Consider the following 24,485-nt stretch of genomic DNA (forward strand, 5'->3'; position numbering starts at 1 on the left):
TCGAGGGCATGACCCGTCTCTTCAACGACCCCGCCGCGTTCGCCGACGAGCTGCGCGAGGGGTTCATCGATGCCAACGGCGACCTGGTGCGCGGCGTGACCGGCGGCGTGGTCCGCTCGACCGTGTCGCGGCCGGGCAGTTCGGCCGTCGTCATCGGGGGCGGCTCCGGTCATTACCCGGCGTTCGCGGGCCTGGTCGGCCCGGGGCTGGCCAGCGGCGCCGCGATGGGCAACCTGTTCGCCTCGCCCAGCGCCCACCAGGTGGAGTCGGTGGGCCGCGCGGCCGACCACGGCGGTGGCGTGCTGCTGACCTGCGGCAACTACGCGGGCGACGTGCTCAACTTCACGGCGGCGGCGGAGGCGATGCGCGCCGACGGGATCGACGTCCGGACCCTCTGGGTGACCGACGACATCTCGAGCGCCCCGGCATCCGAGCGCTCGAAGCGCCGCGGCATCGCGGGCGGCCTCGTCGTCTACAAGGTCGCCGGTGCGCTCGCCGAGGAGGGCGCGGCGCTCGCCGACGTCGTCGCGGCCGCGAGCCACGCCAACGACCGCACGCGCACGCTCGGGGTCGCGTTCTCGGGGTGCACCTTCCCGGGGGCGAGCGAGCCGCTGTTCACGGTGCCGGAGGGGCGCATGGCGGTCGGGATGGGCATCCACGGCGAGCCCGGCATCAGCGAGACCGACGTGCCGACCGCCGACGGGCTGGCCCGGATGCTCGTCGAGGCGCTGCTCGGCGAGCTGCCGGATGACGTGCCCGAGGCCCGGGGGCAGCGTGCGCTCGTGATCCTCAACGGCCTCGGCACCGTCAAGTACGAGGAGATGTTCGTCGTCTACCGCTCGGTCGCGCGGCTGCTCGCCGAGGCCGGCGTCGAGGTCGCGTTCTCGGAGGTCGGCGAGTTCTGCACGAGCTTCGACATGGCCGGCCTGTCGCTCACCATCACCTGGCTCGACGAGGGGCTCGAGCGGCTCTGGGCGGCGCCCGCGGTGACGCCCTCGTTCCGCACGGGGAGCCTCGAGGTGGAGCCGCTGAGCGATGAGGAGCTGGCGCAGGCCGACGAGGCGGCCACGGCGATCCCGCCCGCGAGCGCCGAGTCGCGGGATGCCGCCGCGACGGTGCTGGCGAGCCTGCGGGCCGCGAAGGACGTCATCGACGCGAACGCCGACGAGCTCGGCCGCATGGACGCGGTGGCCGGCGACGGCGACCACGGCATCGGCATGCAGCGCGGCGTGCACGCCGCCGTCGACGCCGCCGAGGATGCGGTGGCGCGCGGCGCGGGCGCGGGCACGACGCTCGGCATGGCGGCCGACGCCTGGTCGGACCGCGCCGGCGGCACCTCGGGCGTGCTCTGGGGACTCCTGCTCCGCACGCTCGCGCAGACCGTCGGCGACGAGGAGCGACCCGACACGACGACCGTCGTGAGCGGGGTCGCCGCCGCCGAGCAGCGGCTGCGGGAGACCGGCGGCGCGTCGGTCGGCGACAAGACGATGGTCGACGCGATCGTGCCGTTCGCCGGAGTCCTCGACCAGCGCCAGGGCGACGGTCTCGCCGTCGCGTGGGCCGCGGCCGCGGACGCGGCCACCGAGGCGGCCGCGGCGACCGCCGACCTCGTGCCCCACCTCGGGCGTTCCCGTGCGCATGGCGAGAAGTCGCTCGGCACGGCCGATCCCGGCGCACACTCGTTCGCATTGATCGTGACCGCGGTCGCCGCGGTTCTGGAGGAAGGCAACTGATGACGCAGCAGAAATGGCGGATCGTGGTCGGCAGCGACGACGCCGGCTTCGACTACAAGGAGATCCTCAAGAAGGATCTCGAGGGCAGCGACCTCGTCGAATCAGTCGTCGATGTGGGCGTGGACGCCGATGGGCACACCCCGTACCCGAAGGTCGCGGTCGAGGCGGCGGAGATGGTCGCGCGCGGCGAGGCCGATCGCGCGCTGCTGATCTGCGGCACCGGACTCGGGGTCGCGATCTCCGCGAACAAGGTCCCGGGCATCCGGGCGGTCACGGCGCACGACGGGTACTCCGTCGAGCGCGGCGTGCTGAGCAACAACGCGCAGGTGCTGTGCATGGGCCAGCGCGTCGTCGGCATCGAGCTCGCGCGCAAGCTCGCCCGCGAGTGGCTGACGTACCGCTTCGACGAGTCCAGCGCGAGCGCCGCGAAGGTCGCCGTCATCACCGAGTACGAGACCACCGGCCAGTGCTGACGGTCGAGCGCTGAGCCGATGACGCGGCCGATCGTCGGGGTGAGCCTCAAGGCCTACTTCTCGCTCGCCGACGCGCGTGCCTGGCTGATCGAGGCGGCCGGGGTCGTCCCGGGTTCCGTCGAGTTCTTCGTCGCGCCGAGCTACCTCGCGATCCCCGACGGGCTCGAGGCGTTCCCGGACGGCACGGCGGCCCAGGACGTCTCGGCTGAGGAACCCGGCCCCTTCACCGGCGAGGTGACCGCCGCCGAGCTCGAGGAGGCCGGCGTGCGGTACGCCGTGATCGGTCACGCCGAGCGGCGGCGGCTCTACGGCGACACCGACGAGGTGGTCGCGGCGAAGACGGCGGCCGCCCTGCGGCACGGCCTGGTGCCGGTGCTGTGCGTCGGCGAGACCGAGGACGGTCCGGATGCCGCGGCCGTCTCCGTCGCCCAGGTGCGCTCGGCGCTCGCCGGCGCGCCCCCGGGGCGCGTGATCGTCGCGTACGAACCCGTGTGGGCGATCAGCGCGATGGATCCCGCGCCGGACGAGCACATCCGCGCGGTCGCGGCCGCCCTGCGTGCCGCTTCGCGCGACCCCGGCGACGCGGTGATCTACGGCGGCAGCGCCGGTCCCGGCCTGCTCGCCCGGCTCGGCGACGCCGTCGACGGCGTCTTCCTCGGTCGCCGCGCCCATGAGGTGCGCGCGCTGAAGACGGTGATCGAGGAGGCGGTCGCGCGCACCGGCTCCGCACCGGCATGATCGGAGGGTGAACGCCCCCCGCAGCACCGACCTCATCGCCGGAGAGCCCGAGCGGCTCTGGACCGGCTCGCGCTGGGGCGAGGGGCCCGTCTGGCTGCCGGGGCTCGACGCCCTGCGCTGGAGCGACATCCCGAACAACCGCATCATGCAGTGGCATCGCGAGACGGGCGAGACGATCGTCTACGACGACGCCCCCGAGTTCACCAACGGCCGCACCCTCGACCTCGCCGGTCAGGTGGTGCAGTGCTCGCACGGCCGACGCCGGGTGGAGCGCGACGTCGACGGCGTGGTGACCTCGATCGTCGACGCCTTCGACGGGCGTCGCCTCAACTCGCCGAACGACGTCGTGGTCGCCTCGGACGGCGCGATCTGGTTCACGGACCCGCCCTACGGGATCCAGCCCGACGAGATCGAGGGCCACGCGGGAGTGCAGGAGTACGGCGGCTGCTTCGTCTTCCGCTTCGTCGAGGCGACCGGGGAGCTGACGCCCGTCATCACCGACATGGTGCGCCCGAACGGCCTCGCGTTCTCCCCCGACGAGTCGGTGCTCTACGTCGCCAACACGGGTGACGGTCAGGGCGATCGGGACTACGTGCGGGCGTTCGACGTCGTGGGCGCGGGGGTCGCGAACCCGCGCGAGCTCGGCGATCCGAGCGCGGCCGACGGCTTCCGGGTCGACGTCGAGGGTCGCATCTGGACGTCGTGGTCGCGGGGGCCGAGCGGCGGCGTCGCCGTGTGGGCGCCCGACGGCACCGAGCTCGCCCGGGTCGACGTCGGCGAGCGCACGGCGAACGTCGCGTTCGGCGGCCCCGACGGCGACGAGCTGTACATCACCGCGTCGACCAGCCTGTACCGGCTGCGCACGACCACGACGGCCGCCCCGCGGCCCGAACCCCTCGGCTGAGGGCTCAGTCGCGGGTCGTGCGGCTCCGGCTGTCCGCCTCGTCGGCGATGTGCACGCGGATGCCGCTCGCGCCGATCCGCTCGAGCTCCTGGGCGTCGGCGGAGGAGTCGGTCACGAGGTCGGTGATCGCCTCGACGCTCGCGACCGGGGCGAGCGTGACCCGGCCGATCTTCGACCCGTCGGCCACGACGATGACCCGCTCGGCCTGGGTCACCATCGCGAGGTTGGTGCGGGCCTCGGTCTCGTCGTAGGTCGTCGCACCTCCTGCCGCGCTCATCCCGTCGGTGCCGAGCACCGCGGTGCCGATGTTGATGGCGCTGAAGCTGCGCTCGGCGAGCACCCCGACGAGCTCGAACGAGTGCGGTCGCACGACCCCGCCGGTCATGATCAGCTGCAGCGTCTGGCGCGAGGCGACCTGGGTCGCGATCGTGAGCGAGTTCGTGACGATCGTGAAGTCGTGCCGGGTCGAGAGCACGCGAGCGACCTCGGCGGTGGTCGTGCCGCCGCTGAACGCGACCACGTGCCGGCCGGTGGGGATCAGCTGGGCCGCCTTGCGGGCGATCAGCCGCTTGGCCTCCCGGAACTGGGTGTCCTTGAGCCGCACCGGCAGCTCGACCTCGGTCTCGATGATCCGGGCGCCGCCGTGGGTCCGGCGCAGCAGCATCTGGTCCTCGAGCTCGGCCAGGTCGCGACGGATGGTGGCCGGCGAGACCTGCAGCGACTCCGAGAGCGCGGCGAGCGGCAGCGATCCGGAGGAGGTCAGCATGTCGAGGATCGACAGCATCCGCTCGGAGCGCTTCATCGATGTCGCGTACGGGCGGGGTTCCCGCTGCTGTCCCGCCATGGTCATGCGCTCAGTGTAAATGATCGCTTTTTAGCACGAGTGCTCATTCTGTTGCAGAAATCGATCAGGCGTCAGGAGGATGGCCCCATGACTCGTGTGGTGTTCATCGGAGCCGGCAGCGTCGTCTTCACCCGGCAGCTCGTGACCGACCTGGTCGGCTACCCGGATCTCGACGGCCTCGAACTGGTGCTGCACGACATCGACCCCGACCGCCTGGCGGTCGCCGAGGGCACCGCGCGGCAGGTGAACGACCGCGCCGGCACGCACCTCGTGGTCCGGCCGGAGGCCGATCGTCGCCGCGCGCTCGAGGGCGCGGACTTCGTGGTGAACATGGTGCAGGTCGGCGGGATCGACGGCACCAGGAAGGACCTCGAGATCCCCGCCCGGTACGGCCTGAAGCAGACGATCGGCGACACGACCGGGGTCGGCGGCGTGTTCCGCGCCCTGCGCACGTTCCCCTTCCTCTCGGGCCTCGCCGCCGACATGCGCGAGGTGTGCCCGGAGGCGATGCTCCTGAACTACACCAACCCGATGGCCATGAACATCTGGTGGCTGTCGGTGGCGGCACCCGAGCTGCGGGCGATCGGGCTCTGCCACAGCGTGTACTGGACCGCGCACGGCCTGAGCGCCCTCGTCGGCGCCCCGTTCGAGCGCGTGCGCTACCGCGCCGCCGGCGTCAACCATCAGGCCTGGCTGCTCGAGTGGACACTCGACGGCGAGGACCTCTACCCCCGGCTCCGCGAGCGGATCCTGGGCGATCCCGAGCTGCAGCGCCGGGTGCGGGTGGAGATGCTCGAACGGTTCGGCTACTACCCGACCGAGACGAGCGAGCACTCGTCGGAGTACCTGTCGTGGTTCCTGCGCTCGCCCGAGCAGATCGCGAAGTACCGCATCGAGCCGCTGCAGTACCTCGGCATCAGCGAGGGCAACGTGCAGGAGTTCGAGGACGCGAAGGCGTCGCTCGCGAAGGGCGAGGAGCTCGAGCTCGAGCACGGCGAGGGCGAGTACGCTCCCAAGATCATCAACGCGATCACCACCGGCACGAGCGTCGAGATCCACGGCAACCTCCCGAACCGCGGGCTCATCGACAACCTGCCCGGCGACGCCGTCGTCGAGGTGCCGGTCGTCGTCGACGGCCAGGGGCTGCACCCCCAGAACATGGGTTCGCTGCCCTGGGGGCCGGCCAGCCAGAACCTGAACTACATCTCGGTCGGACGCCTGGCCGTCGAGGCCGCCCGCATGGGCGATCCGCTGCTCGTGCGCCAGGCCGTGCTCGTCGACCCGAACGCGAGCTCGTCGGTCACGCCGGAGCAGATCTGGGCGATGTGCAACGACCTCGTCGCCGCCCACGGCGACCTGCTGCCGGAGCCGCTCCGGGTGAGCCTGCCCGCCACCTGGGCATGACCCTCGCCCGCACCGCCGACCTCGTCGCGGATGCCGTGGCACGCGGCGTCGCGGTGCCGAGCTTCAACGTCATCACCCTCGAGCACGCCGAGGCGATCGTCGCCGGCGCGCGGGCGGCGGGCGTTGACGTGCTGCTGCAGCTCAGTCAGAACGCGGTGCGGTACCACGGCTCGCTCGCGCCGATCGCGAGCGCCTGCCGGGCGCTCGCCGAGAACGCGGGGGTGCGGGTGGCGATCCATCTCGACCACATCGACGACGTCGCGCTCGCCGAGCAGGTCATCGCCGACGGGCCGCGCCTCGGCATCTCGTCGATCATGGTCGACGCCTCGACGCTGCCCTACGCCGACAACGTCGCGCTCACCCGCGACCTCGGTGCCCGCGCCGGCGCCGCCGGACTGTGGGTCGAGGCCGAGCTCGGCGAGGTGGGCGGCAAGGACGGGGCCCATGCGCCCGGCGTGCGCACCGACCCGGCCGAAGCGGCGGCGTTCGCGGCCGCGACCGGCATCGACGGCCTCGCGGTCGCGGTCGGCAGCTCGCACGCGATGACGGCCCGCACCGCCGACCTCGACCTCGACCTCGTCGGCCGGCTGGCGGGCGCGGTCGCCGCACCGCTCGTGCTGCACGGATCGTCGGGGGTGCCGGATGCGACGATCGCCGCGGCGGTCGGGGCCGGCATCCGGAAGGTCAACATCGGCACGGCGCTCAACGTGGCGTTCACGGGCGCGGTGCGCGAGACCCTCGCCGCGGATGCCGCGCTGACCGATCCCCGGAAGTACCTGCGCCCCGCCCGCGACGCGATGACCGACGCGGTCGCCGACCTCTGCCGCGTCGTCGGCGGCTGACCGCCCGGCTCAGAGGCCGAGCACGCGCGCCGCGTTGTCGTGGTAGACCGCGCGCAGCGTCGCGTCGTCCAGGTGCAGCGCCGAGACGTCCCAGCGGCCCTGCGGCGGGATCGGCGACTCCGGCGAGTACGGGAAGGACTCGTCGTCGGTCTCGAAGAACCGGAACGCGTGCCGGTAGGCGTCGGCCGAGATCGGGTAGACGTCGGTGCCGAAGAGCACCCGGTCCGGATGCCGCTCCAGCAGCCGCGCGACGCGTCGCGGCTGGCGGCCGAGCTCGGCCATCCGCCCGCCGGTGTCGACCGTGAAGTTCGGCGCGCGGTCCATGAGCCCCTCGACCCAGTCGAGGTCCTCGGCGGCGCAGCCGACGTGCGCGCCGATGTAGCGCGTGCCGGGCGTCGCGGTCACGAGGTTCGCGAGCCCCTCGACGATCCGCTCGAAGCCGGGGTAGACCTCCCGGTCGCCGAACCACCAGTCGCGCTCGTGCATGAGCTCGTCGAGCCGCTCGTTGTGCGCGTCGAGCGGGTCGAAGAACGCCTTCGGGTCGGCGACGTGGATGAGCACCGGCAGGCCCAGCTCCCCGGCTCGGCCGAGGATGGAGGCGACGCGCGGGTCGTCGGGCAGGACCTTGGAGCCGTCGGCGTCCGTCACCCACAGACCGAGGTTCTTCCACACCTTGACGCCGCGGGCACCGGCGGCCGCGCTCTGCTCGAGCTGGCGCAGCAGCGCGCGCTCGCCGTCGGGGTCGGCCAGGCGGTCCCAGTCGATCTGGCAGAAGGTCAGGAACCGGCCGGGGTGCGCGCGGTCGTAGCGGTCGAGGTTGGCGGTGAGCTCCGCATCCCACCGTCCGTCGAGGTTGACGATCGTCTGCACCTGGACGGCGTCCATCGCGGCGAGGAGGCCGGGCACGTCCTTCACCACCCAGTCGCCGTCGTGGCTCAGCCAGGTTCCGAGGTGGTTGTGCACGTCGATCGCCGGGTGGGCGGCGCGCTCCACGTGCGTCTGCGGAACCGTGAGCCGGCTCTTCGGAGTCCAGGACCGCAGGGGCAGTTCGGCCAGGGAACGCCACTCGGCATCGGTCAGCGACACGGGTCCGCACCTTTCGAAACACACTCATGCGCATTGAGCGGTTTGACCATTTTCTTGTCATCTGCGCAGTTACCCTGCACTATTTCACACACGCGGACCGCGTCGAACCCGTCCGAGGGAAATGAGCACATGAGTATCACCACTTCCGAGATCGCCAGCCAGCCGGCCCTCTGGGAGCGCGCGATCGCCGAGGCGGACGGCGCTCGCGAGCTGCTCGGTGCCCCCGGTGAGCGCGTGCTCTATCTCGGGTGCGGCACCTCGGCGTACATCGCCGAATCGCTCGCGATCCTCCGCGAGCAGGCCGGCGTCGGATACAGCGACGCCGCCTACGGGTCGGAATGGCGGCCAGGGCGCGAGTACGACCGCGTCGTCGTCGTCACCCGCTCGGGCACGACGAGCGAGATCCTCGACGCCCTCGCGCTCGTGCCGGCGGGCGTGCATCGCACCGCGATCACGGGAGTCGCCGACGCCCCGGTGCACGCGCTCGTCGACGACGCCCTCGTGCTCGACTACGCCGACGAGAAGTCCGTCGTGCAGACCCGGTTCCCCACCACGACCCTCATCGCGGCGCGCACCGTGTTCGGCGAGGACGTGTCGGCGCTGCCGGATGCGGCCCGGCGGGAGCTCGACCGCCTGCAGGACCTCGACGTCGCGGCGCTCGATCACTTCGTGTACCTCGGCTCCGGATGGGCGTACGGGCTCGCGCAGGAGGCCGCGCTCAAGATCCGCGAGGCCGCCCAGGCCTGGTCGGAGTCCTATCCCACCCTCGACTACCGGCACGGCCCGATCGCGGTGGCGCATCCGGGCTCGGTGGTCGCGATGTTCGGCACGCCGGTGCCCGACCTCGTGCAGGACGTCGAGGCGACCGGCGCGGTCGTGCGCACGAGCGCCGCGGATCCGCTGGTCCAGCTCGTCGCGGCGCACCGGCTCGCGGTCGATGTGGCCGCCTCGCGCGGGCTCGACCCCGACGAGCCGCGCGCGCTCACCCGGTCCGTCATCCTGCGGTAGCCGGCATGACCTCCGGTCCGCCGCGGGTGCTCGTCGCGGGAGATGCGAACGTCGACCTCGTGCTCCGCGGCGATGTCCGTCCCCGCTTCGGCCAGGTCGAGCAGCTCCTCGACGACGGCGCCCTCGTGCTCGGCAGCTCCGCGGGGATCGCGGCCTGCGGTCTCGCGCGGCTCGGCATCCCGACCGACCTGGTCGCCGTCATGGGCGATGATGCGTTCGGCCGGTTCGCCCGCGAGGAGCTCACGACCCGCGGCGTGGGCACGGAGGCCGTCCGCGTGCACGCCGAACTGGCCACCGGCCTGTCGGTGATCCTCTCCGCCCCCGAGGACCGCGCGATCCTCACGGCGATCGGCGCGCTCGGCGAGCTGACCGCCGACGACCTGCTGGCCGCCGCCGAGGGCCACGATCACGTGCACGTGGCCTCGTTCTATCTGCTGCCCCGGCTCATGCCCGGGCTCGGCGAGGTCTTCGCCGAGCTGCATCGTCGCGGCCTCACGACGAGCATCGACACCAACTGGGACCCCGCCGAGACCTGGGCGCACGTCGCCGAGGTGCTGCCGCACGCCGACATCCTGCTGCCCAACGCGCAGGAGCTGCGCGGCATCGCGGGGGCGCTCGGGGTCCGCGACGACGACGACCACGACCTCGGCCGCGCCGTGGCGGCGCTGGGGCCGGAGGTCGTGGTCAAGGACGGCGCCCGCGGCGGGTGGTCGGTCGGAGCCGGCGGGCAGGTCACGGCGGTGGCGGCGCGCCCGGTGAAGGTGGTCGACACGACGGGCGCGGGCGACAGCTTCGACGCGGGCTACCTGGCCGCGCGGCTGAGCGGCGTCTCCGATCCGCGCGAGCGGCTGCGCTGGGCCGTCGCCGCGGGGTCGCTGTCGACGCGCGGAGCGGGCGGCACGGGGGCGCAGGCGACCCGCGCCGAGGTGCTGCAGGCGTTGCGGGCGCTGCCGTGATCCTCGCGATCGCCCCGAGCCCGTCCCTCGACGTCACGTACGTGGTCGAGGAGCTCGTCGAGGGCGGCCACGTGCGTCCGCTCGAGGTGCACCGGGTGGCCGGCGGCAAGGCGATCAACGCGGCCCGAGCCGCCCGGGCGCTCGGCGCCGAGGTGCGCGTCGTCGCGCCGCTCGGCGGCACGTCGGGCGCGTTCATCGCCGAGGAGCTCGCGCACGCCGGCATCGCGCTGCACGCCGTTCCGACCGGGCCGACCCGCACGTGCGTCTCGGTCTTCGCGCGGGTGGACGGCACGATGACCGAGATCTACGAGCAGGCCCCGCCGATCGCCGACGCGTGGGCCGGGATGCTCACCGCGATCGGGGCGGAGCTCGCCACCGCCGGCCCCGTCCACGTGCTCCTGAGCGGCAGCGTGCCGCCGACCGGCGCTCCCGACCCGCTCGGGGACGTCGCGCGGCTGGTCGCGCAGGCCGGGGCGCGCTGGGCGGTCGACACCCACGGCGAGGCGCTGCGGCGCGCGATGGAGCTCGCCCCGGAGATCGTGAAGGTCAACAAGGCGGAGGCGGCGGAGGCGCTCGGAGCCGACGGCGACGCGCGTGCGCTCGCCCTGGCCCTGCACGAGCGCACCCGGGGGGTCGCGATCGTGACCGACGGTCCGGCGGGCGTCGTCGCGGTCGACGGCGAGCACGCCATCCGGGCACTGCTGCCGGGTGTGCGCGGCGGCTTCCCCGTCGGCAGCGGAGACACGATGCTCGGAACCCTCGTCGCCTCCCTCGACGCGGGCGAGCCGCTCGAGGGTGCTCTCGCGGTCGCCACGGCCGCCGCCACCGCGAACGCGCTCGTGCCGGGCGCCGCCGTCTACCGCGAGGACGACCTGCGCCGGCTGCGCGCCCTCGTCGAGCTCAGCCCCGCCTGAGCCGCGTCAGCCCTTGACGGCCCCCGAGGCGATGCCCTCGAGCATGTTCCGCTGGAACACGACGAACAGCACGATCATCGGGATGCTCGCGAGGAACGACCCCGCCATGAGCACCGGGTAGTCGGTCAGGAACTGCCCCTGCAGCGTCGCGAGCCCCGCCGAGAGCGTCATCTGCTCCGGATCGTTGTTGACCACGAGCGGCCAGAGGAGGTCGTTCCACGACCAGATCGCGGTCAGGATACCGAGCGCCAGCATGCCGTTCTTGGCCAGCGGCAGCATGACGCGCCACCACACCTGGAACGGGTTGCAGCCGTCGAGCCGCGCCGCGTCATCCAGCTCTTCCGGCAGGGTGAGGAAGAACTGCCGCATCAGGAACGTGCCGAACGCGCTGAACATGCCGGGCAGCGCGAGCGCGATCACCGTGTTGAGCAGCCCGAGGTGCTGCATGATCTCGAACTGCGACAGCAGGAAGAGCTGCGACGGGATCATGAGCACCGACAGGAACAGCACGAAGATGACGTTGCGCCCCGGGAACTGCAGTCGCGCGAAGGCGTACCCGGCGGCCGCGCAGAACAGCACCTGGGACACCGTGCGCAGCACCGTCATGACCACCGTGTTCGTGAACTGCGCGGCGAACGGCAGGGTGCCGAACACGTCGCTGAAGTTGCTCCAGATCGGTGTCGCCGGCAGGGCGGTCGGTGGGACCGACGACGACTCGGCGTAGGTCTTCAGCGAGGTCGAGATCTCCCAGAAGAAGGGCACGACCATGAGGAGCGCGCCGGCGATCAGGATGACGTGCACGACCAGGTGCGACGGCCTGCGGCGCCGCTTCTTCGCGACCCTCTCGCCGGACGCCGCGAGGGCGCCCGTCCGCGGGACGACGGCTTCAGACATAGTGGACCCACCTCCGCTGCATCCGGAACTGGAAGAGCGTGATCACGAGGATCAGCGCGAGCAGCACGAACGCGATCGCGGACGCGTAGCCGCCCTGGCCCTGCAGGATCCCCTTCGAGTAGAAGAGATAGACCACGGTCTCCGATGCCGGGATCGCCGGGCTGTCCTTGCCGACCATCAGGTAGATGAGGTCGAACGCCTGCAGCGAGTTGATGATCGTGATGACCGTCACGAAGAACGTGGTCGGGGTCAGCAACGGCACGGTGATGCGCAGGAACTGCCGGATGCGCCCGGCCCCGTCGATGGCCGCCGCCTCGTAGTACTCCCCCGGGATCGACTGCATGCCCGCCAGGAACAGCACCATGTTGTACCCGATGGAGCTCCAGATCGACACGACGCCGACCGCGTAGATCGCCGTCGACGAGTCGGAGAGCCAGTGCCCGCCGTCGATGCCGACCAGCCCGAGCCCCCAGTTCACCAGCCCGAAGTCGCCGTTGTACAGCAGCTTCCACACGAGGGCGACCGCGGCCGGGAGCGTCACGACGGGCAGGAAGTAGAGGGTGCGGTAGACGCTCACCCCGCGAAGGCCGCTGCTGCTGAGCAGGGCCGCCACGACCATCGAGATCGGGATGCCGATGAGGGTCATGACCGTGAAGATCAGCGTGTTGAGCAGCGACCGCAGCAACTCGGGATCCTGCACCACCTGGGTGTAGTTCTCGAGCCCGCTCCAGTCGTGTCCGCCGAACGTGCCCCACGTCGTGAACGAGAAGAAGAACGTCTGGATCGCCGGCCAGAGCGAGAAGACGCCGAGGCCGATCGCCGTCGGCGCTATGAGCAGATAGCCCCAGAGCGCGTCGCCGCGGTGCAGGGGCGAGCGATGGGCGCCCCGACGGGGCGGGGATGGTGTTCCCCGCCCCGTCGGGGTCGCGAGCTGAGCGGTCATCGGTGTGCGACGCGTCGCATCACTTCTCCGCCGCCAGCGCCTTGTCCATCTGCGCCGCGACCTTCTTGGCCGCCGCGGCGACGGTCTCGTCGCCGGTCCAGGCCTTGTTGAACTCCGCCGTCGCCGCGTCCTGCCAGATCGCCGAGTTCAGCGACGACGGGTACTGCGACGAGTTCTTCAGCGCGTCGACGAACACCTGCAGGTGGTAGTTCGGGAACGAGTCGACCCAACCGCCGGCCGCGCCCTTGTACGCGGGGATCACGATCCCGGCGGCCGCCTGCGCGGTCTCGGCCTTCTTGCTCCCGAGGAACTCGAGGAACTTGAACGCCTGGTCGGGATGCGCCGTCTTCGCCGCCATGACGTTCGCGAGGCCGTTGCTGACGCCGCCCGGCTTGTCGAGCTTCGGCATCGGCGCGACGTCGGCGTTCGCCTTGGCGTACGGCACGTCGGCGAACTCCGCCGCCGCCCAGGAGCCCTCGTAGATCATCGCGACCTTGCCGGAGGTGAACATCGAGTCGGGATCGGTGTCGGTCATCTGCTGGAGCGTGGGCGACACGTGGTACTTGTTGATCAGGTCGACCCAGACCTGCACGCCCTTGATCGCCTCGGGGGTGTCGTAGCCCGACTTCTTCTTGTCGGCCGAGATCACCGTGCCGCCGGTCTGCGGGATCGTGGAGTAGTAGCTCTGCTGCGCTGCCGGCTGTGCAGCGATGCCGTAGACCCCCTTCGCCGGATCGGTCAGCTTCTGCGCGGCGGCCACCATGTCATCCCAGGTCCAGTCGGCGGTGGGTGCTGCGACGCCGGCCTGCTGGAAGAGGGTCTTGTTGTACCAGAGCCCGATGGCGTCGATGTCCTTCGGGATGCCGTAGACGTCGCCCTTCCAGGTGTACGCCTTCGTCTGGATGTCGATGTAGTCGCTCATCGTGAGGCTCGAGCCCTTGAGCTTGTCCGACAGGTCCGCGATGACGCCGCCGTTGGCGTAGGTCGCGAAGTTGGACTCGTTCATCCAGAAGACGTCGGGCGCCGCTCCCCCCGTCGCGGCGGTCTTGAGCTTGGTCCAGTACTGCTCCCACGGGGTCAGCTGCACCTTGACCGTGATGTCGGGATTCTGCTGGTGGAACTCGTCGGCCAGCGTGCGCATGACCTTGGCCTGGGTGTCGTCCCAGACGGCGTAGCTGATCGTGACGGGTCCGGAGCCCGAGCCGCCACCGGAGCAGCCGGCGAGCACGAGGCCCGCCGCGACGGCGGCGGCGGCCGCCGAGAGCAGCCGCACCGAGCGGCGGGACGGTTTCTGGATGCGCATGCGTGTCTCCTAGGTGTCGCGGTGGTGCAGGGCGGGGATGAGGGCGCGGGCGTTGTCGCCGGCGACGCCGGCTGCGAGCTCCGGCGACAGGTCGAGAGCCGAGATGCGCCACCTGCCGTTGCCCGGCGGATCCTCGGCGTCGTACGGGAAGTACTCGTCGGCGGTCTCGAGGAAGCGGAAGTAGATCGCGTAGTCCTCGGCCGTCGGCGGGGAGACGTCGGTGCCGAGGACCACGCGACCGGGGTGATCCTCGATGAGCCTCCTGGTCCGACGCGGCTGACGTCCGAGCTCGGCGATGCGCGCGGCGGTGTCGACGGCGAAGTTCGGATAGGCGGTCAGCATCCGGTCGACCCAGTCGAGGTCCTCGGCGATGCAGCCGACGTGCGCGCCGACGATCGTGACGCCGGGGTTCGCGGCCACGGCGCCCTCCAGGGCATCGAGCAGGCGCGCCAGCGGCGGGAACCCGGGGCCCATGAACCGCCAGTCCGGATGCCGCAGCAGCTCCTCGAGGCGCTCGTTGCGCTCGTCGAGCGGCTCGAAGAACGCCGCCGGGTCGGCCGTGTGCACGGTCACCGGCAGGCCGGCCTCGGCGATCGCCGCCCACATCGGCTCGAGCCGCGGATCGTCGAGGAAGAACAGCTCGCCGCGCTCGTCGCGCAATCTCAGCCCGATGTCCTTCCAGAGCTTGACGCCCGTGGCACCACGGGCGGCGGAGTCGGCGAGCGATGCGGCGATGCGATCCGGCCAGCCCGGCGTCGTCGTCTCACGCCAGTCGACCCGCGCGTAGCTCACGAACCGGCCGGGGAACGCGCGGTCGTAGCGGTCGAGGTTGGCCTCGAGCTCGTCGACCCAGCACCCGTCGAGGTTCACGATCGTCGCGACGTTGGCGGCATCCATCAGATCGACGAGCGCCGGCACGTCCGCGACCCGCCACCGGCCGTCGTGCCAGCGGCCGAGATGGTTGTGCGCGTCGACCGCCGGGGTGCTCGAGCGGGGCACCTCGTGCTCGGCGAGTCGCACCGTCGGCCGCGGTCGGAAATCCCGCAGGCGCAGCTCGCCCAGCCCCTCGACGTCCACGATCCGCTCCCCTCGCCGGCGACCCCCGCCGTTGGTGTCGGACGGTAGATCACCCATTCGGACGGAGACAAGCAAATGCGCAGACGCTTTGCGCGGTTGGCGGTTTCCGCCGCTCATGTTTCCGTCATGTTGCGATCCGTGCAGATCGATTGAGCGTTTGAGCGCCAGGAGTGCGCATTCGCCCAACCTGTCGTGACAATGAGGAATCCCACCTCACAGGAGAGGCGATCACACATGAACTCGAGGACGAGAGCCCTGCGGATCGGTGCAGGCGTCACAGCGCTGGTGGCCGCGGGAGCGGCACTCACCGGATGCTCGTCGACCGCGTCGGGCGGCGGCGATGCGGACAAGACCACGGGAGTGACGATCAGCGTCGTGCTGGCCGTCGATCCGCCGCCGAAGGCCACGCTCGACCAGTTCACCAAGGACACCGGCATCACGGTCAAGTGGTCCAACGTCGACTGGGACAGCCTGCAGACGAAGATCGCCGCGGCCGCCACGGCGAAGACCTACTTCGCCGACGCGACCGACGTCGACTGGTCGCGCGTGGGCCAGCTGGCGAAGCTCAAGTGGTTCCACCCGATGCAGGACTACCTGAACGTGTCGAAGCTCAAGGGCGACATGCCCCAGCTCGCATCGTTCACCGACGACGGGCAGACGGTCGGCATCCCCTTCGACGCGTCCTACATGGTCACCACCGTCAACAAGAAGATGTTCGCCGACGCCGGCATCACGACCATGCCGACGACGATCGACGAGTACACGGCCGACCTCAAGAAGGTGCAGGCGGGCGGCGTGCAGTACCCGCTGAACATCCCCTTCGCGGCGTCCGAGGGACTGTCGACCTACTGGTACGAGACCACCGGCGCGTTCGGCGGCAAGGTCCTCGACGGGGCGGGCAAGCCGCAATTCACCTCGAAGAGCTCGCCGGGCTACAAGGCCGCCGAGTGGATGATCGGGGCGCTCAAGGACGGCCTGGTCGCCCCCGCCAACATCAACGTGAGCGACAGCCAGGGCATGCAGACGCTCATGGCCAAGGGCGCCGCCGCATCGATCTTCTCGGACTACTCCGGCAACGTCGGCTCGCTCTACAACGTGCCGTCGTCGTCGACGGTCACGGGCCAGGTCGAGTACATCCCGACGCCGGGCGTCGACGGCGTCGGCCCCAACCTGACGAACGCGGACGGCATCGGCATCCCGATGACCGCCAAGTACCCGAAGGCCGCCGCCACGTTCATCAAGTGGTTCACCTCGACGGATGCGCAGGCGGGCTTCGCCGGAGCCGACGGCCCGAGCAAGGTGCTGCCCAGCTACGCGCTCCCGTCGCGGCTCAGTGCGGTCGACGTGCTCAACAAGAAGGGCTCGCTCGACGGCGGCGACGTGCTCGCGACGCTCCTGAAGGACTCGAAGCCGGTGTTCCCCGACGGAGCTCCGTCGTGGTACCCCGAGTTCTCGCGCGCGGTGTACACCAACCTGCACGCCGCCGCGGCGGGCACCATGACCGTCGACCAGGCGATCAAGAAGATCGCCGACACCGCGAACCAGCTGGCCTCCGGTTCGTGAGCATCGGGCTCCACGCGGACGGCCGTTCCCTTCGCCCGGGGGACGGCCGCCCCGCGGCGCTTCGCCGGAAGCGGCGGCCCGACCTCCTGCCGTACTTCCTCGTCTCGCCGCTCGCGCTGTTCATCGTCGCCCTGGCGCTGATCCCGGCGGCGTTCACGATCGGGGCGGCGTTCTTCCGGGTCGACGAGCTCGACCCGCCGACCCGATTCATCGGCCTCGGCAACTTCGTGCGGCTGTTCGGCGACGATGCGATCACCTCCAGCATCGGCAACACCCTGCTCTACGTGCTGATCGGCGTCGCGCTCTCGACCGTGCTCGGGATCGCGTTCGCCGTCGCGCTGCAGCGCCCGTTCCGCGGGCGCTCGGCCGTCGTGGCGATCCTGGTCCTGCCCTGGGCGCTTCCCGGCGTCGTCGAGGGCATCATCTGGGTGAGCATCTGGGACGGCAACACCGGTCTGCTCAACAGCGTGCTGACGTCGGCGCACCTCATCGACCACTACCAGGTGTTCCTCGGCCACAACCAGCTCCTCACGGTGTTCCTCACCGAGATCGTGCAGGTCTGGCAGATCACGCCGCTCTCCACGCTGCTGATCCTCGCCGGGCTGCAGAACATCCCGGCCGAGATCTACGAGTCGGCCTCCATCGACGGGGCGGGCCCCTGGGGCTCCTTCACGCGCCTGACGCTGCCGCTGGTGCGGCCGGGGATCACCGTGGCGATGGTGCAGGCGGTCATCGCCACGCTCAACGTCTTCGACCAGCCCTACGTGCTGAACGGGGCGGCCGCGACCGGATCGTCGGTCACGATGCAGACCTACTTCGTGACCTTCCAGAACCTCGACTTCGGCGAGGGCTACGCGCTCTCGCTGCTCATCACGATCGCGACGCTCGTCATCTCGTTCATCGTGCTCAAGCTCGTCTATCGACCGGTGGAGTTCTGATGCGCCGCACGCACTGGGGACGCTGGATCGGCGTCGCGTTCATCCTGCTGTGGACGCTCATCCCGATCTACTGGACTATCAACACGAGCCTGCAGACCGACGCGCAGGTCACGTCGCGCCCGGCCAACTACCTGCCGCCGACACCGACCCTGCAGAACTACGCCGCCCTGCTCACGGCCGACACCGACACGGCGCAGGCCATGCGCGCCTCGATCATGAACATCGTCATCGAGTGCCTCGCCGCCACGATCGTGACCGTGCTGCTGTCGACGCTCGCCGCCTACGCGTTCGCCCGTATGCGGTTCCGCGGACGGCAGGTGCTGTTCTACGCCGTGCTGGCGACCATGGCGTTCCCGGCGTATACGACGCTCATCCCGATCTACAAGATCATGAGCTGGCTCGGTCTCGTCAACACCTACACGGGCATCGTGCTGGTGTACGTATCCGGATTCCTGCCGCTGGCGACGTGGATCCTCTACAACTACATGTCGAGCCTGCCTCGGTCCATCGAGGAGGCGGCCACCGTCGACGGGGCGAGCCGGCTCAAGGTGCTCTGGCATGTGGTCGTGCCGCTCGCCCGGCCCGGCATCGTCTCCACCGCGATCATCACGTTCCTGTTCGCGTGGGGGCAGTTCCTGTTCCCGCTCGTGCTCTCCAGCGACCTGTCGACCGAGCCGCTCACCGTCGCGATCGCGGCGCTGCAGGGCCGGCATACGGTGCCGTTCTCGCTCATGAGCGCGGCGGGCGTGCTGGCCATCGCGATCCCGGCGGTCATCGCCCTGCTGCTGAACCGCTACATCGTGAGCGGTCTGCTCGCCGGCAGCGTGAAGTAGCCCCGCGGTCACCCGTTCCCGACCCCCGTCTCCCGGCCCGACCCCGTCTCCCACCCGGGGCCGCGACGCCGCGAGCGCGCGAGGCCGCGAGGCCGCGAGGCCGCGAGCGTCAAAAGTGCAGGAGCATCGCGGCGATCCGGTCCCGTACCGGGACGACACGTCGTCCGTCTCCTGCACTTTTGACGCGGGGACGGCGGCGGAAGGACGCGGACGGACGCGGCTGGACGCGGTAGGGCACGGCGGCGAAGGGGCGCACGTCCAGCGGCGAAGGGGCGCACGTCCAGCGGCGAAGGGACGCACGTCCAGCGGGCGCGCGTTGGGCGCGCGGGCGCGGCGCGGGATGCTCGCACGCGCGGGCGGGGCGCCCCGTAGGCTGGCCTCCGGGCGGGCCACGCCGACGTGGACGGATCGCGGAAGGGCGGGTCGATGCGCGAGTTCGCGATCTGGGCCGCCGGCCGCCTGCGGGAGCGCCCGCGCCGCATCCCCCGGCTCGAGAGCATCGCCCGCACGATCTACCGCCCGGTCGTCGAGCTGAAGGCCGAGGTCGTGCGCTCGGCCGAGCCGATCCCGTTCGCCGATCTCGACCGCGACGCATTCCGGCCGATCCGTCCGGGGCAGGGCTTCGGCCGCACGCTGGAGTGCGCGTGGCTGCGGATCAAGGGCGAGGCGCCCGCCGACGCACCGCCCGGCGCGGTGCTGCTGCTCGGCATCCGGGGCGAGGGTCTCGTGCTCGACGCCGGCGGCGAGGTGCTCGACGGCGTCTCGACGGTCTGGCAGCAGGGCGACCTGCCCCACGGCGGCGGCCGGTTCCGGCCGGTGCGCGGCGCCCCCACGAGCGGGCCCATCGAGCTGTACGCGGACATCGCCTACAACGGGTGGCTGCTCTACCCCTATGGCCGCGGCGTCTACGACGGGGCCCGGATCGCCGTGCGCGACGACACGGCGTTCGGCCTGTACTACGACTATCTGACGCTGCTCGTGCTGGCCGAGTCGACGCCGGATGCCGTGCTGGCCCGATCGCTGCGCGCGGCCCTCGACGCGGCGTGGTCGCGATTGCGCACCGGTGACGCCGCGGCGGCGCGCGGCGAGCTGGCCGGGCCGCTCGCGCAGGCCTCCGAGTCGGACTTCACCTACTCGGCCATCGGGCACGGCCACCTCGACCAGGCGTGGCTGTGGCCGATCCGCGAGACGAAGCGCAAGGCCGCGCGCACGTACGCGCGGCAGCTGAACAACGTCGCCGAGCATCCGGGGTACGTCTACGGCACGAGCCAGCCGCAGCAGCTGGCCTGGATGAAGGCCGAGCAGCCCGCGATCTACGCGCGACTGCAGCGCGCGGTCGCCGAGCGGCGGATCGAGCTGCAGGGCTCGTTCTGGGTCGAGACCGACACGAACCTGCCCGGGGGCGAGTCGCTCGTGCGGCAGGCGATCGTCGGCCGGCGCTTCCTGCAGGAGGAGTTCGGGCTCGGCGACGACGACCTGCGCCTGTGCTGGCTGCCCGACACGTTCGGGTATTCGGGGGCGCTGCCGCAGATCCTGAAGAAGAGCGGCATGGACTGGTTCCAGACCATCAAGCTCGCCTGGAACCGGGTCAACGACTTCCCCCATCGCACCTTCCAGTGGAGGGGCATCGACGGCACCGGCGTGCTCGTGCACATGCCGCCGGAGGGCGACTACAACTCCCGTGGGGCGGCCGACGGACTGCTGAGGGGGCTGCGGCGCTACCCGGAGCGCGCGCTCGACACGGCTCTGCTCGTCTTCGGCTCCGGCGACGGCGGCGGCGGGCCCGGCGAGGTGCATCTCGAGGTGACCGGCCGCGAGCACAGCCTGCGCGGGCTGCCGAAGGTCGCGTACTCGAGTGCGGGCGACTTCTTCCGCGCCCTGGAGGAGAAGGACGTCGTCCCCTCCCACCAGGGCGAGCTCTACCTCGAGGCGCATCAGGGCACCTATACGACCCAGCGCCGCACGAAGCAGCACAACCGGCGCGTGGAGCGCATGCTGCACGAGGTGGAGGCGCTCGCCGCGATCGTGGGCGAGCCGACGCGCGAGGAGCTCGAACCGCACTGGCGCGACGTGCTCCTGCACCAGTTCCACGACATCCTGCCGGGGTCGGCGATCGAGCGGGTCAATCGCGAGGCGCGGGAGACCTACGCGCGGATCGAGGGCGAGCTCGACGGGATCGCGGAGCGACTCGTCGAGCGGCTGCCCGGCTCGGACGTCGGCTCGGACGCCGTCCCGACCGCCGTCAACCTCACGTCGTTCCCGCGGGTCGAGCACGTGCGCCAGGACGGCGTCTGGATGCGCGCCGAGGTCGCGCCGTACGCGGCCGCACCGCTGCTGCCCGCGCCTTCCGCTTCTCCGGAGCTCCGCACCACGGCCGACACGATCTCCAACGGACGGGTGACCCTCCGGTTCGGGAGCTCCGGGGACGTGACGTCGATGATCGACGCCGACGGCGGCGAGCACGCAGGACGGGGCCTCAACCGGCTGGTGCTGCACCGCGACCCGTACCAGTTCCCCTGGGACGCGTGGGACATCGGCCCCGGCTACCTGCGCCGCACGCCCGACGTGCTCGTGCCGCGCACCATCGAGTCGGGCGTCGACGGACCGACCGTGTGGCGCCGCCAGGTGTTCCGCTGGGGCCGCGGCGAGGTCGAGCAGCGCATCGTGCTCGAGGCGGGCGACGACCTCGTGCGGGTCGAGACCCGCGTCGACTGGCGCGAGAGCCACCGGATGCTGCGGGCCGAGTTCCGGCCGGCGCACTACGGCGACCAGGCGCGCTGCGAGATCCAGTTCGGGCATCTGCTGCGCCCGACGACCGAACGCGACGAGGTCGAGCGCGCGCAGTTCGAGATCTGCGCGCACAAGTGGCTCGCGGTGCAGGATGCCGAGGCCGGGTTCGCGGTGCTCAACGACGGCACCTATGGTCACCGCGCCAAGGCCGGGCTGCTGAGCCTGAACCTGCTGCGCGCCCCCACCTTCCCCGATCCCACCGCCGATCGCGGCGAGCACCGGTTCACGTACGCCTTCCGTGCATTCGCGCCCGGCGACACCGGCCTCACCGGTGTCATCGCCGACGGCTATCGCCTGAACAACCCGCTGCGGATCGCCGAGGGCGTCGCGTTCGACAGCGCGGTCGCGAGCTCCGATCCCGGCGTCGTCGTCGAGACGGTCAAGCCCGCCGAGTCGGGCGAGGGCGTCGTCGTGCGGCTGTACGAGGGACTCGGGCAGGCGAGAACCACGGCGCTCTCGGTCGGCATCCCGCACTCCCGCGCGACGTTCACCGACCTGCTCGAACGCCCGCTCGGCCCCGCCGACCTGCGACACCTCGAACTGGGCCCGTTCGAGATCGTGACCATCCACCTGGAGTGTTCATGAGCGCTGAGACCGCCGCCGTGCCCACCGACCGTCCCGCCGGCCCGTCGACGCGCACGCAGCACGTGGCGATCGTGATCGCGGGCTTCGGGCAGAACGTCATCCTCACCACGGTGACGACGTTCGTGCTGCTCTATCTCAGCCAGTACGCGGGCATCTCGACCGCCGGTCTCGCGGTGGTCACGACCATCATCACCGCGGCCAAGATCCTCGACGCGGTGAGCGATCCCGTCATGGGCAGCATCATCGACATGACGCGCACGCGGCTGGGCAAGCTGCGACCGTACATCCTGTTCTCGGCCCTGCCGGTCGCCGTGCTGTCGGGCCTGCTGTTCTCGGTTCCGGACCTCCCCGAGGCCGGGCAGCTCCTGTACTTCGCGATCGTCTACCTCGTCTGGGGTGTGCTCTACACGGTGTGCGACGTGCCGCTGTGGGGCCTCATCGGCTCGGCGTTCGAGGAGCCGGCGCAGCGCACCCGGGTGATCGCCAACGTGCGCGTGTTCGGCTCCATCTCCCTCGGCCTCGCCACGCTCGGGATGCCGTGGCTCGCCCATGCGCTCTCCTTCGGCCCGAAGACCACCGGCGCCGGATGGTCGATCGCGGTCTTCTCGACCTCGATCGTCGGCATGGTCCTCTACGTGCTCGCCGGCGTCTTCGGCCGCGAACGCCGGACGACCGCCCAGACGCGCCTCACGTTCACCGGCCTGTTCCGTGCGCTGTTCCGCAACCGGCCGCTGCTCATGGTGCTGCTCGGCTCGGTGCTCGGGTTCGGCCGTTACATCGTGCAGGCCGGCGGCGCGCTGTTCGTCGTGATCGCCTACAACAGCGAGGGCCTGTTCACGATCGTCGGAGCCGCGATCATCGCGGGCCTGGTCATCGCGTCCTTCGCGACGCCCTTCCTGCTGCGGCTGATGAAGCCGCGCACGCTCGTGGTCGGCAGCTCGCTCGTGGGCACGGCCCTCTACATCGCGATGTGGTTCGTCGGCTACCGCAGCATCCCGGTGCTGATCGTCTTCATCTTCCTGACCGGTCTCACCCTCGGGGTGTTCGGCGTCGTGCAGACCACGATGATCGCGGATGCCGTCGACGACGCCGAGCGTCGCACGGGCATGCGCAACGACGGCATCTCGTTCGCGACGCTGACCTTCTCGGCCAAGATCATGAACGCGCTCTCGGTGCTCGTCTTCGGGCTGTTCATCGTGCTCGCGGGCTACGAGAAGGGGGTGCACGTCACCGCGACGATGCAGAGCATCGTCTACGCGGGCATCACCCTCGTGCCGGCCGTGAGCTGCGTGCTGTCGGCGATCCCGTTCCTCTTCTACCGGCTCGGATCGACGCGGCCGTCCTGACGCGAGCCTGAACGTCGCGTGCGGGGCCGGGTGCGCGGCACGGGATGCGGCGCAGGCTGGCCTCATGGTGGGGCGCGCGGCGTGCATCCGGGGACATCGCGCTCGCACGCCCTGCGCTGAGGAGAAGGGAGAACCGGCATGTCCGACCCGAGAGACGACGACACGGGCGACGAGCCCGACGACATGCAGGAGAGGGAGGCCGTCGAGGAGACGGAGCAGACCGGCGAGGTGAATCCGTCCGGCCTCTGGCCGGAGGGCGATGAGGAGACCCGATCCCCGCTGTGAACCAGCTGAGCGCCACTCGGGGATAATCTTGCTGGCGTGATCGCCGGCGCCGACCTCCTTCGGGCGGTCGTCACGGTGGCTGGGGAGCTCATCCCGTCGACCACCACCGGCGTCCTGCTCGCGGATGCCGGCGACCGGCTCGAGATCGCGGCCACGAGCGACGACACCGCGACGGTGCTCGAGCTGCTCCAGGCCGGAGTGGGCGAGGGGCCGTGCGTCGACAGCTACCGGCGCGGTGACGTCGTGAGCGTGGACGACATCCGCGACGAGGCGGAGTGGCCGGTGTTCCGCGATGCCGCGCTCGCGCAGGGCGTGCTCGCCGTGCACTCCGTGCCGTTGCGGCTGCGGGAGGCGACGGTCGGATCGATGAACCTCTTCCGCAGCACCGCGGGCGCGTGGACGGATGCCGACACCTCAGCGGCACAGGCCCTCGCCGATCTGGCGACCATCGGCATCCTGCAGTCGCGCGAGGTCGACCGCGCCCACGAGCGCAGTGAGCAGCTGCAGCACGCCCTCGACAGCCGGGTGCTGATCGAGCAGGCCAAGGGTTTCGTCGCGGTCCGGCGCGACATGTCGCCCGCCGAGGCGTTCGACGTCATCCGCGCGCACGCGCGGCAGAGCCGGCAACCGCTCGGCGAGGTCGCCGAGCAGATCGTGTCACGGCGTCTCGAGCTCTGATCCCTTGGCATCGCCGTTCGGCTCGGGGACCACCTGCAGGCCGGTCGTCGAGTTCGCTGACATCATGAGCTGCTCGATCCAGCGCCGGTTGAGCGCCGGTGACCGGTTGCCGAAGTACTTGAACGAGATCGACGACGTCGGATTCAGCCACACGGCCGTGTGACCGCTGCCCAGGGCCACGTCGTCGGTCCAGGTGAACATGAACGACTCGCCCCGCCGCAGCTTGGCGCCGATGACCGCCTGCAGGTGCGCGAGGACCCGGTCGTCGAAGTCGACGGAGAGCGTCGCGTCGTAGGTGAATCTGCCCATCGCGGGCGCCTCCACGGACCACACCGGACAGCGACCGGG

General features: G+C 71.2%; 23 protein-coding genes. 16 read left to right on the plus strand and 7 right to left on the minus strand.

All coding sequences use genetic code 11. From position 1 onward, the window contains the following. Window positions 1–8: 8 nt before the first annotated feature. From ABD285_RS01020 to ABD285_RS01035, 4 genes are read left to right on the plus strand one after another with little or no spacing between them, the layout of a single operon-like run. Complete coding sequence (locus tag ABD285_RS01020) at window positions 9–1,733, plus strand: dihydroxyacetone kinase family protein (RefSeq protein WP_284253401.1); 1,725 nt, start codon at window positions 9–11, stop codon at window positions 1,731–1,733. Then, complete coding sequence (locus ABD285_RS01025; protein ID WP_284253402.1) at window positions 1,733–2,206, plus strand: ribose-5-phosphate isomerase; 474 nt, start codon at window positions 1,733–1,735, stop codon at window positions 2,204–2,206. Before ABD285_RS01020 ends, ABD285_RS01025 begins: the two co-directional genes overlap by 1 nt. Window positions 2,207–2,224: 18 nt before the next feature. Then, on the plus strand, window positions 2,225–2,944 hold the full coding sequence (locus tag ABD285_RS01030; protein ID WP_344199524.1) for a triose-phosphate isomerase family protein: 720 nt from the start codon (window positions 2,225–2,227) through the stop codon (window positions 2,942–2,944). Between the two features lie 7 nt (window positions 2,945–2,951). After that, complete coding sequence (locus ABD285_RS01035; protein ID WP_344199527.1) at window positions 2,952–3,848, plus strand: SMP-30/gluconolactonase/LRE family protein; 897 nt, start codon at window positions 2,952–2,954, stop codon at window positions 3,846–3,848. A gap of 4 nt (window positions 3,849–3,852) precedes the next feature. Here ABD285_RS01035 and ABD285_RS01040 read toward each other — a convergent pair whose 3' ends face one another. Further along, window positions 3,853–4,698 (minus strand): DeoR/GlpR family DNA-binding transcription regulator, encoded by an 846-nt coding sequence (locus ABD285_RS01040; protein WP_284253406.1) that lies wholly within the window; start codon window positions 4,696–4,698, stop codon window positions 3,853–3,855. 81 nt (window positions 4,699–4,779) lie between these two features. Here ABD285_RS01040 and melA point away from each other — a divergent pair, with 81 nt between their 5' ends. Then, a complete protein-coding gene (gene melA / locus ABD285_RS01045; RefSeq protein ID WP_284253407.1) occupies window positions 4,780–6,096 on the plus strand; it encodes an alpha-galactosidase in 1,317 nt (438 codons plus the stop codon). Next, complete coding sequence (locus ABD285_RS01050; protein ID WP_284253408.1) at window positions 6,093–6,938, plus strand: class II fructose-bisphosphate aldolase; 846 nt, start codon at window positions 6,093–6,095, stop codon at window positions 6,936–6,938. The genes melA and ABD285_RS01050 overlap by 4 nt, the downstream gene beginning before the upstream one ends. 9 nt (window positions 6,939–6,947) lie before the next feature. Here the strand turns inward: ABD285_RS01050 and ABD285_RS01055 are convergent, their stop codons facing one another. Next, on the minus strand, window positions 6,948–8,024 hold the full coding sequence (locus tag ABD285_RS01055; protein WP_284253409.1) for an amidohydrolase family protein: 1,077 nt from the start codon (window positions 8,022–8,024) through the stop codon (window positions 6,948–6,950). A gap of 129 nt (window positions 8,025–8,153) precedes the next feature. Here ABD285_RS01055 and ABD285_RS01060 point away from each other — a divergent pair, with 129 nt between their 5' ends. Genes ABD285_RS01060 through ABD285_RS01070 form a run of 3 tightly spaced genes read left to right on the plus strand, consistent with a single transcriptional unit; the run spans window position 8,154 to window position 10,902 of the window. After that, entirely contained in the window at window positions 8,154–9,032 is an 879-nt protein-coding gene (locus ABD285_RS01060; RefSeq protein ID WP_284253410.1) for an SIS domain-containing protein, read from the plus strand. Window positions 9,033–9,037: 5 nt separating this feature from the next. Beyond that, entirely contained in the window at window positions 9,038–9,988 is a 951-nt protein-coding gene (locus ABD285_RS01065) for a carbohydrate kinase family protein (RefSeq protein ID WP_284253411.1), read from the plus strand. Further along, a complete protein-coding gene (locus ABD285_RS01070; RefSeq protein ID WP_344199536.1) occupies window positions 9,985–10,902 on the plus strand; it encodes a 1-phosphofructokinase family hexose kinase in 918 nt (305 codons plus the stop codon). Before ABD285_RS01065 ends, ABD285_RS01070 begins: the two co-directional genes overlap by 4 nt. A 6-nt stretch (window positions 10,903–10,908) precedes the next feature. Here ABD285_RS01070 and ABD285_RS01075 read toward each other — a convergent pair whose 3' ends face one another. The 4 genes from ABD285_RS01075 to ABD285_RS01090 are packed head-to-tail and all read right to left on the minus strand — an operon-like array spanning window position 10,909 to window position 15,119. Further along, window positions 10,909–11,796 carry a carbohydrate ABC transporter permease gene (locus tag ABD285_RS01075; RefSeq protein ID WP_284253414.1) on the minus strand — a complete coding sequence of 296 codons (888 nt, stop codon included), beginning with the start codon at window positions 11,794–11,796 and terminating at the stop codon, window positions 10,909–10,911. After that, on the minus strand, window positions 11,789–12,739 hold the full coding sequence (locus tag ABD285_RS01080; protein WP_344199540.1) for a carbohydrate ABC transporter permease: 951 nt from the start codon (window positions 12,737–12,739) through the stop codon (window positions 11,789–11,791). Before ABD285_RS01080 ends, ABD285_RS01075 begins: the two co-directional genes overlap by 8 nt. Window positions 12,740–12,758: 19 nt before the next feature. Beyond that, on the minus strand, window positions 12,759–14,042 hold the full coding sequence (locus ABD285_RS01085) for an ABC transporter substrate-binding protein (protein WP_344199543.1): 1,284 nt from the start codon (window positions 14,040–14,042) through the stop codon (window positions 12,759–12,761). A gap of 9 nt (window positions 14,043–14,051) precedes the next feature. Then, the gene (locus ABD285_RS01090) at window positions 14,052–15,119 is read right to left on the minus strand and encodes an amidohydrolase family protein (protein ID WP_284253415.1); all 1,068 of its coding nucleotides are present in this window, start codon (window positions 15,117–15,119) and stop codon (window positions 14,052–14,054) included. Between the two features lie 234 nt (window positions 15,120–15,353). On the opposite strand from ABD285_RS01090, the gene ABD285_RS01095 reads away from it, so the two are divergent. The 7 genes from ABD285_RS01095 (at window position 15,354) to ABD285_RS01125 (ending at window position 24,137) form a co-directional block, all read left to right on the plus strand. Further along, window positions 15,354–16,682, plus strand: coding sequence for an ABC transporter substrate-binding protein (locus ABD285_RS01095; RefSeq protein WP_284253416.1), 1,329 nt, complete (start codon window positions 15,354–15,356; stop codon window positions 16,680–16,682). Next, window positions 16,679–17,620 carry a carbohydrate ABC transporter permease gene (locus tag ABD285_RS01100; RefSeq protein WP_344199547.1) on the plus strand — a complete coding sequence of 314 codons (942 nt, stop codon included), beginning with the start codon at window positions 16,679–16,681 and terminating at the stop codon, window positions 17,618–17,620. The genes ABD285_RS01095 and ABD285_RS01100 overlap by 4 nt, the downstream gene beginning before the upstream one ends. Then, a complete protein-coding gene (locus ABD285_RS01105) occupies window positions 17,620–18,453 on the plus strand; it encodes a carbohydrate ABC transporter permease (protein ID WP_284253418.1) in 834 nt (277 codons plus the stop codon). The genes ABD285_RS01100 and ABD285_RS01105 overlap by 1 nt, the downstream gene beginning before the upstream one ends. Window positions 18,454–18,879: 426 nt before the next feature. Then, the gene (locus tag ABD285_RS01110; RefSeq protein ID WP_344199552.1) at window positions 18,880–21,828 is read left to right on the plus strand and encodes an alpha-mannosidase; all 2,949 of its coding nucleotides are present in this window, start codon (window positions 18,880–18,882) and stop codon (window positions 21,826–21,828) included. Continuing rightward, a complete protein-coding gene (locus ABD285_RS01115; RefSeq protein ID WP_344199555.1) occupies window positions 21,825–23,174 on the plus strand; it encodes an MFS transporter in 1,350 nt (449 codons plus the stop codon). Before ABD285_RS01110 ends, ABD285_RS01115 begins: the two co-directional genes overlap by 4 nt. A 138-nt stretch (window positions 23,175–23,312) precedes the next feature. Then, window positions 23,313–23,459 carry a hypothetical protein gene (locus ABD285_RS01120; protein ID WP_284253421.1) on the plus strand — a complete coding sequence of 49 codons (147 nt, stop codon included), beginning with the start codon at window positions 23,313–23,315 and terminating at the stop codon, window positions 23,457–23,459. Window positions 23,460–23,495: 36 nt separating this feature from the next. Continuing rightward, window positions 23,496–24,137 carry a GAF and ANTAR domain-containing protein gene (locus ABD285_RS01125; protein WP_284253422.1) on the plus strand — a complete coding sequence of 214 codons (642 nt, stop codon included), beginning with the start codon at window positions 23,496–23,498 and terminating at the stop codon, window positions 24,135–24,137. Here ABD285_RS01125 and ABD285_RS01130 read toward each other — a convergent pair. Next, window positions 24,117–24,446 (minus strand): DUF7882 family protein, encoded by a 330-nt coding sequence (locus ABD285_RS01130; protein ID WP_284255626.1) that lies wholly within the window; start codon window positions 24,444–24,446, stop codon window positions 24,117–24,119. The genes ABD285_RS01125 and ABD285_RS01130 overlap by 21 nt on opposite strands. Between the last annotated feature and the right edge of the window lie 39 nt (window positions 24,447–24,485).

Source organism: Pseudolysinimonas kribbensis, assembly GCF_039531715.1.
Classification (GTDB): Bacteria; Actinomycetota; Actinomycetes; order Actinomycetales; family Microbacteriaceae; genus Pseudolysinimonas; species Pseudolysinimonas kribbensis.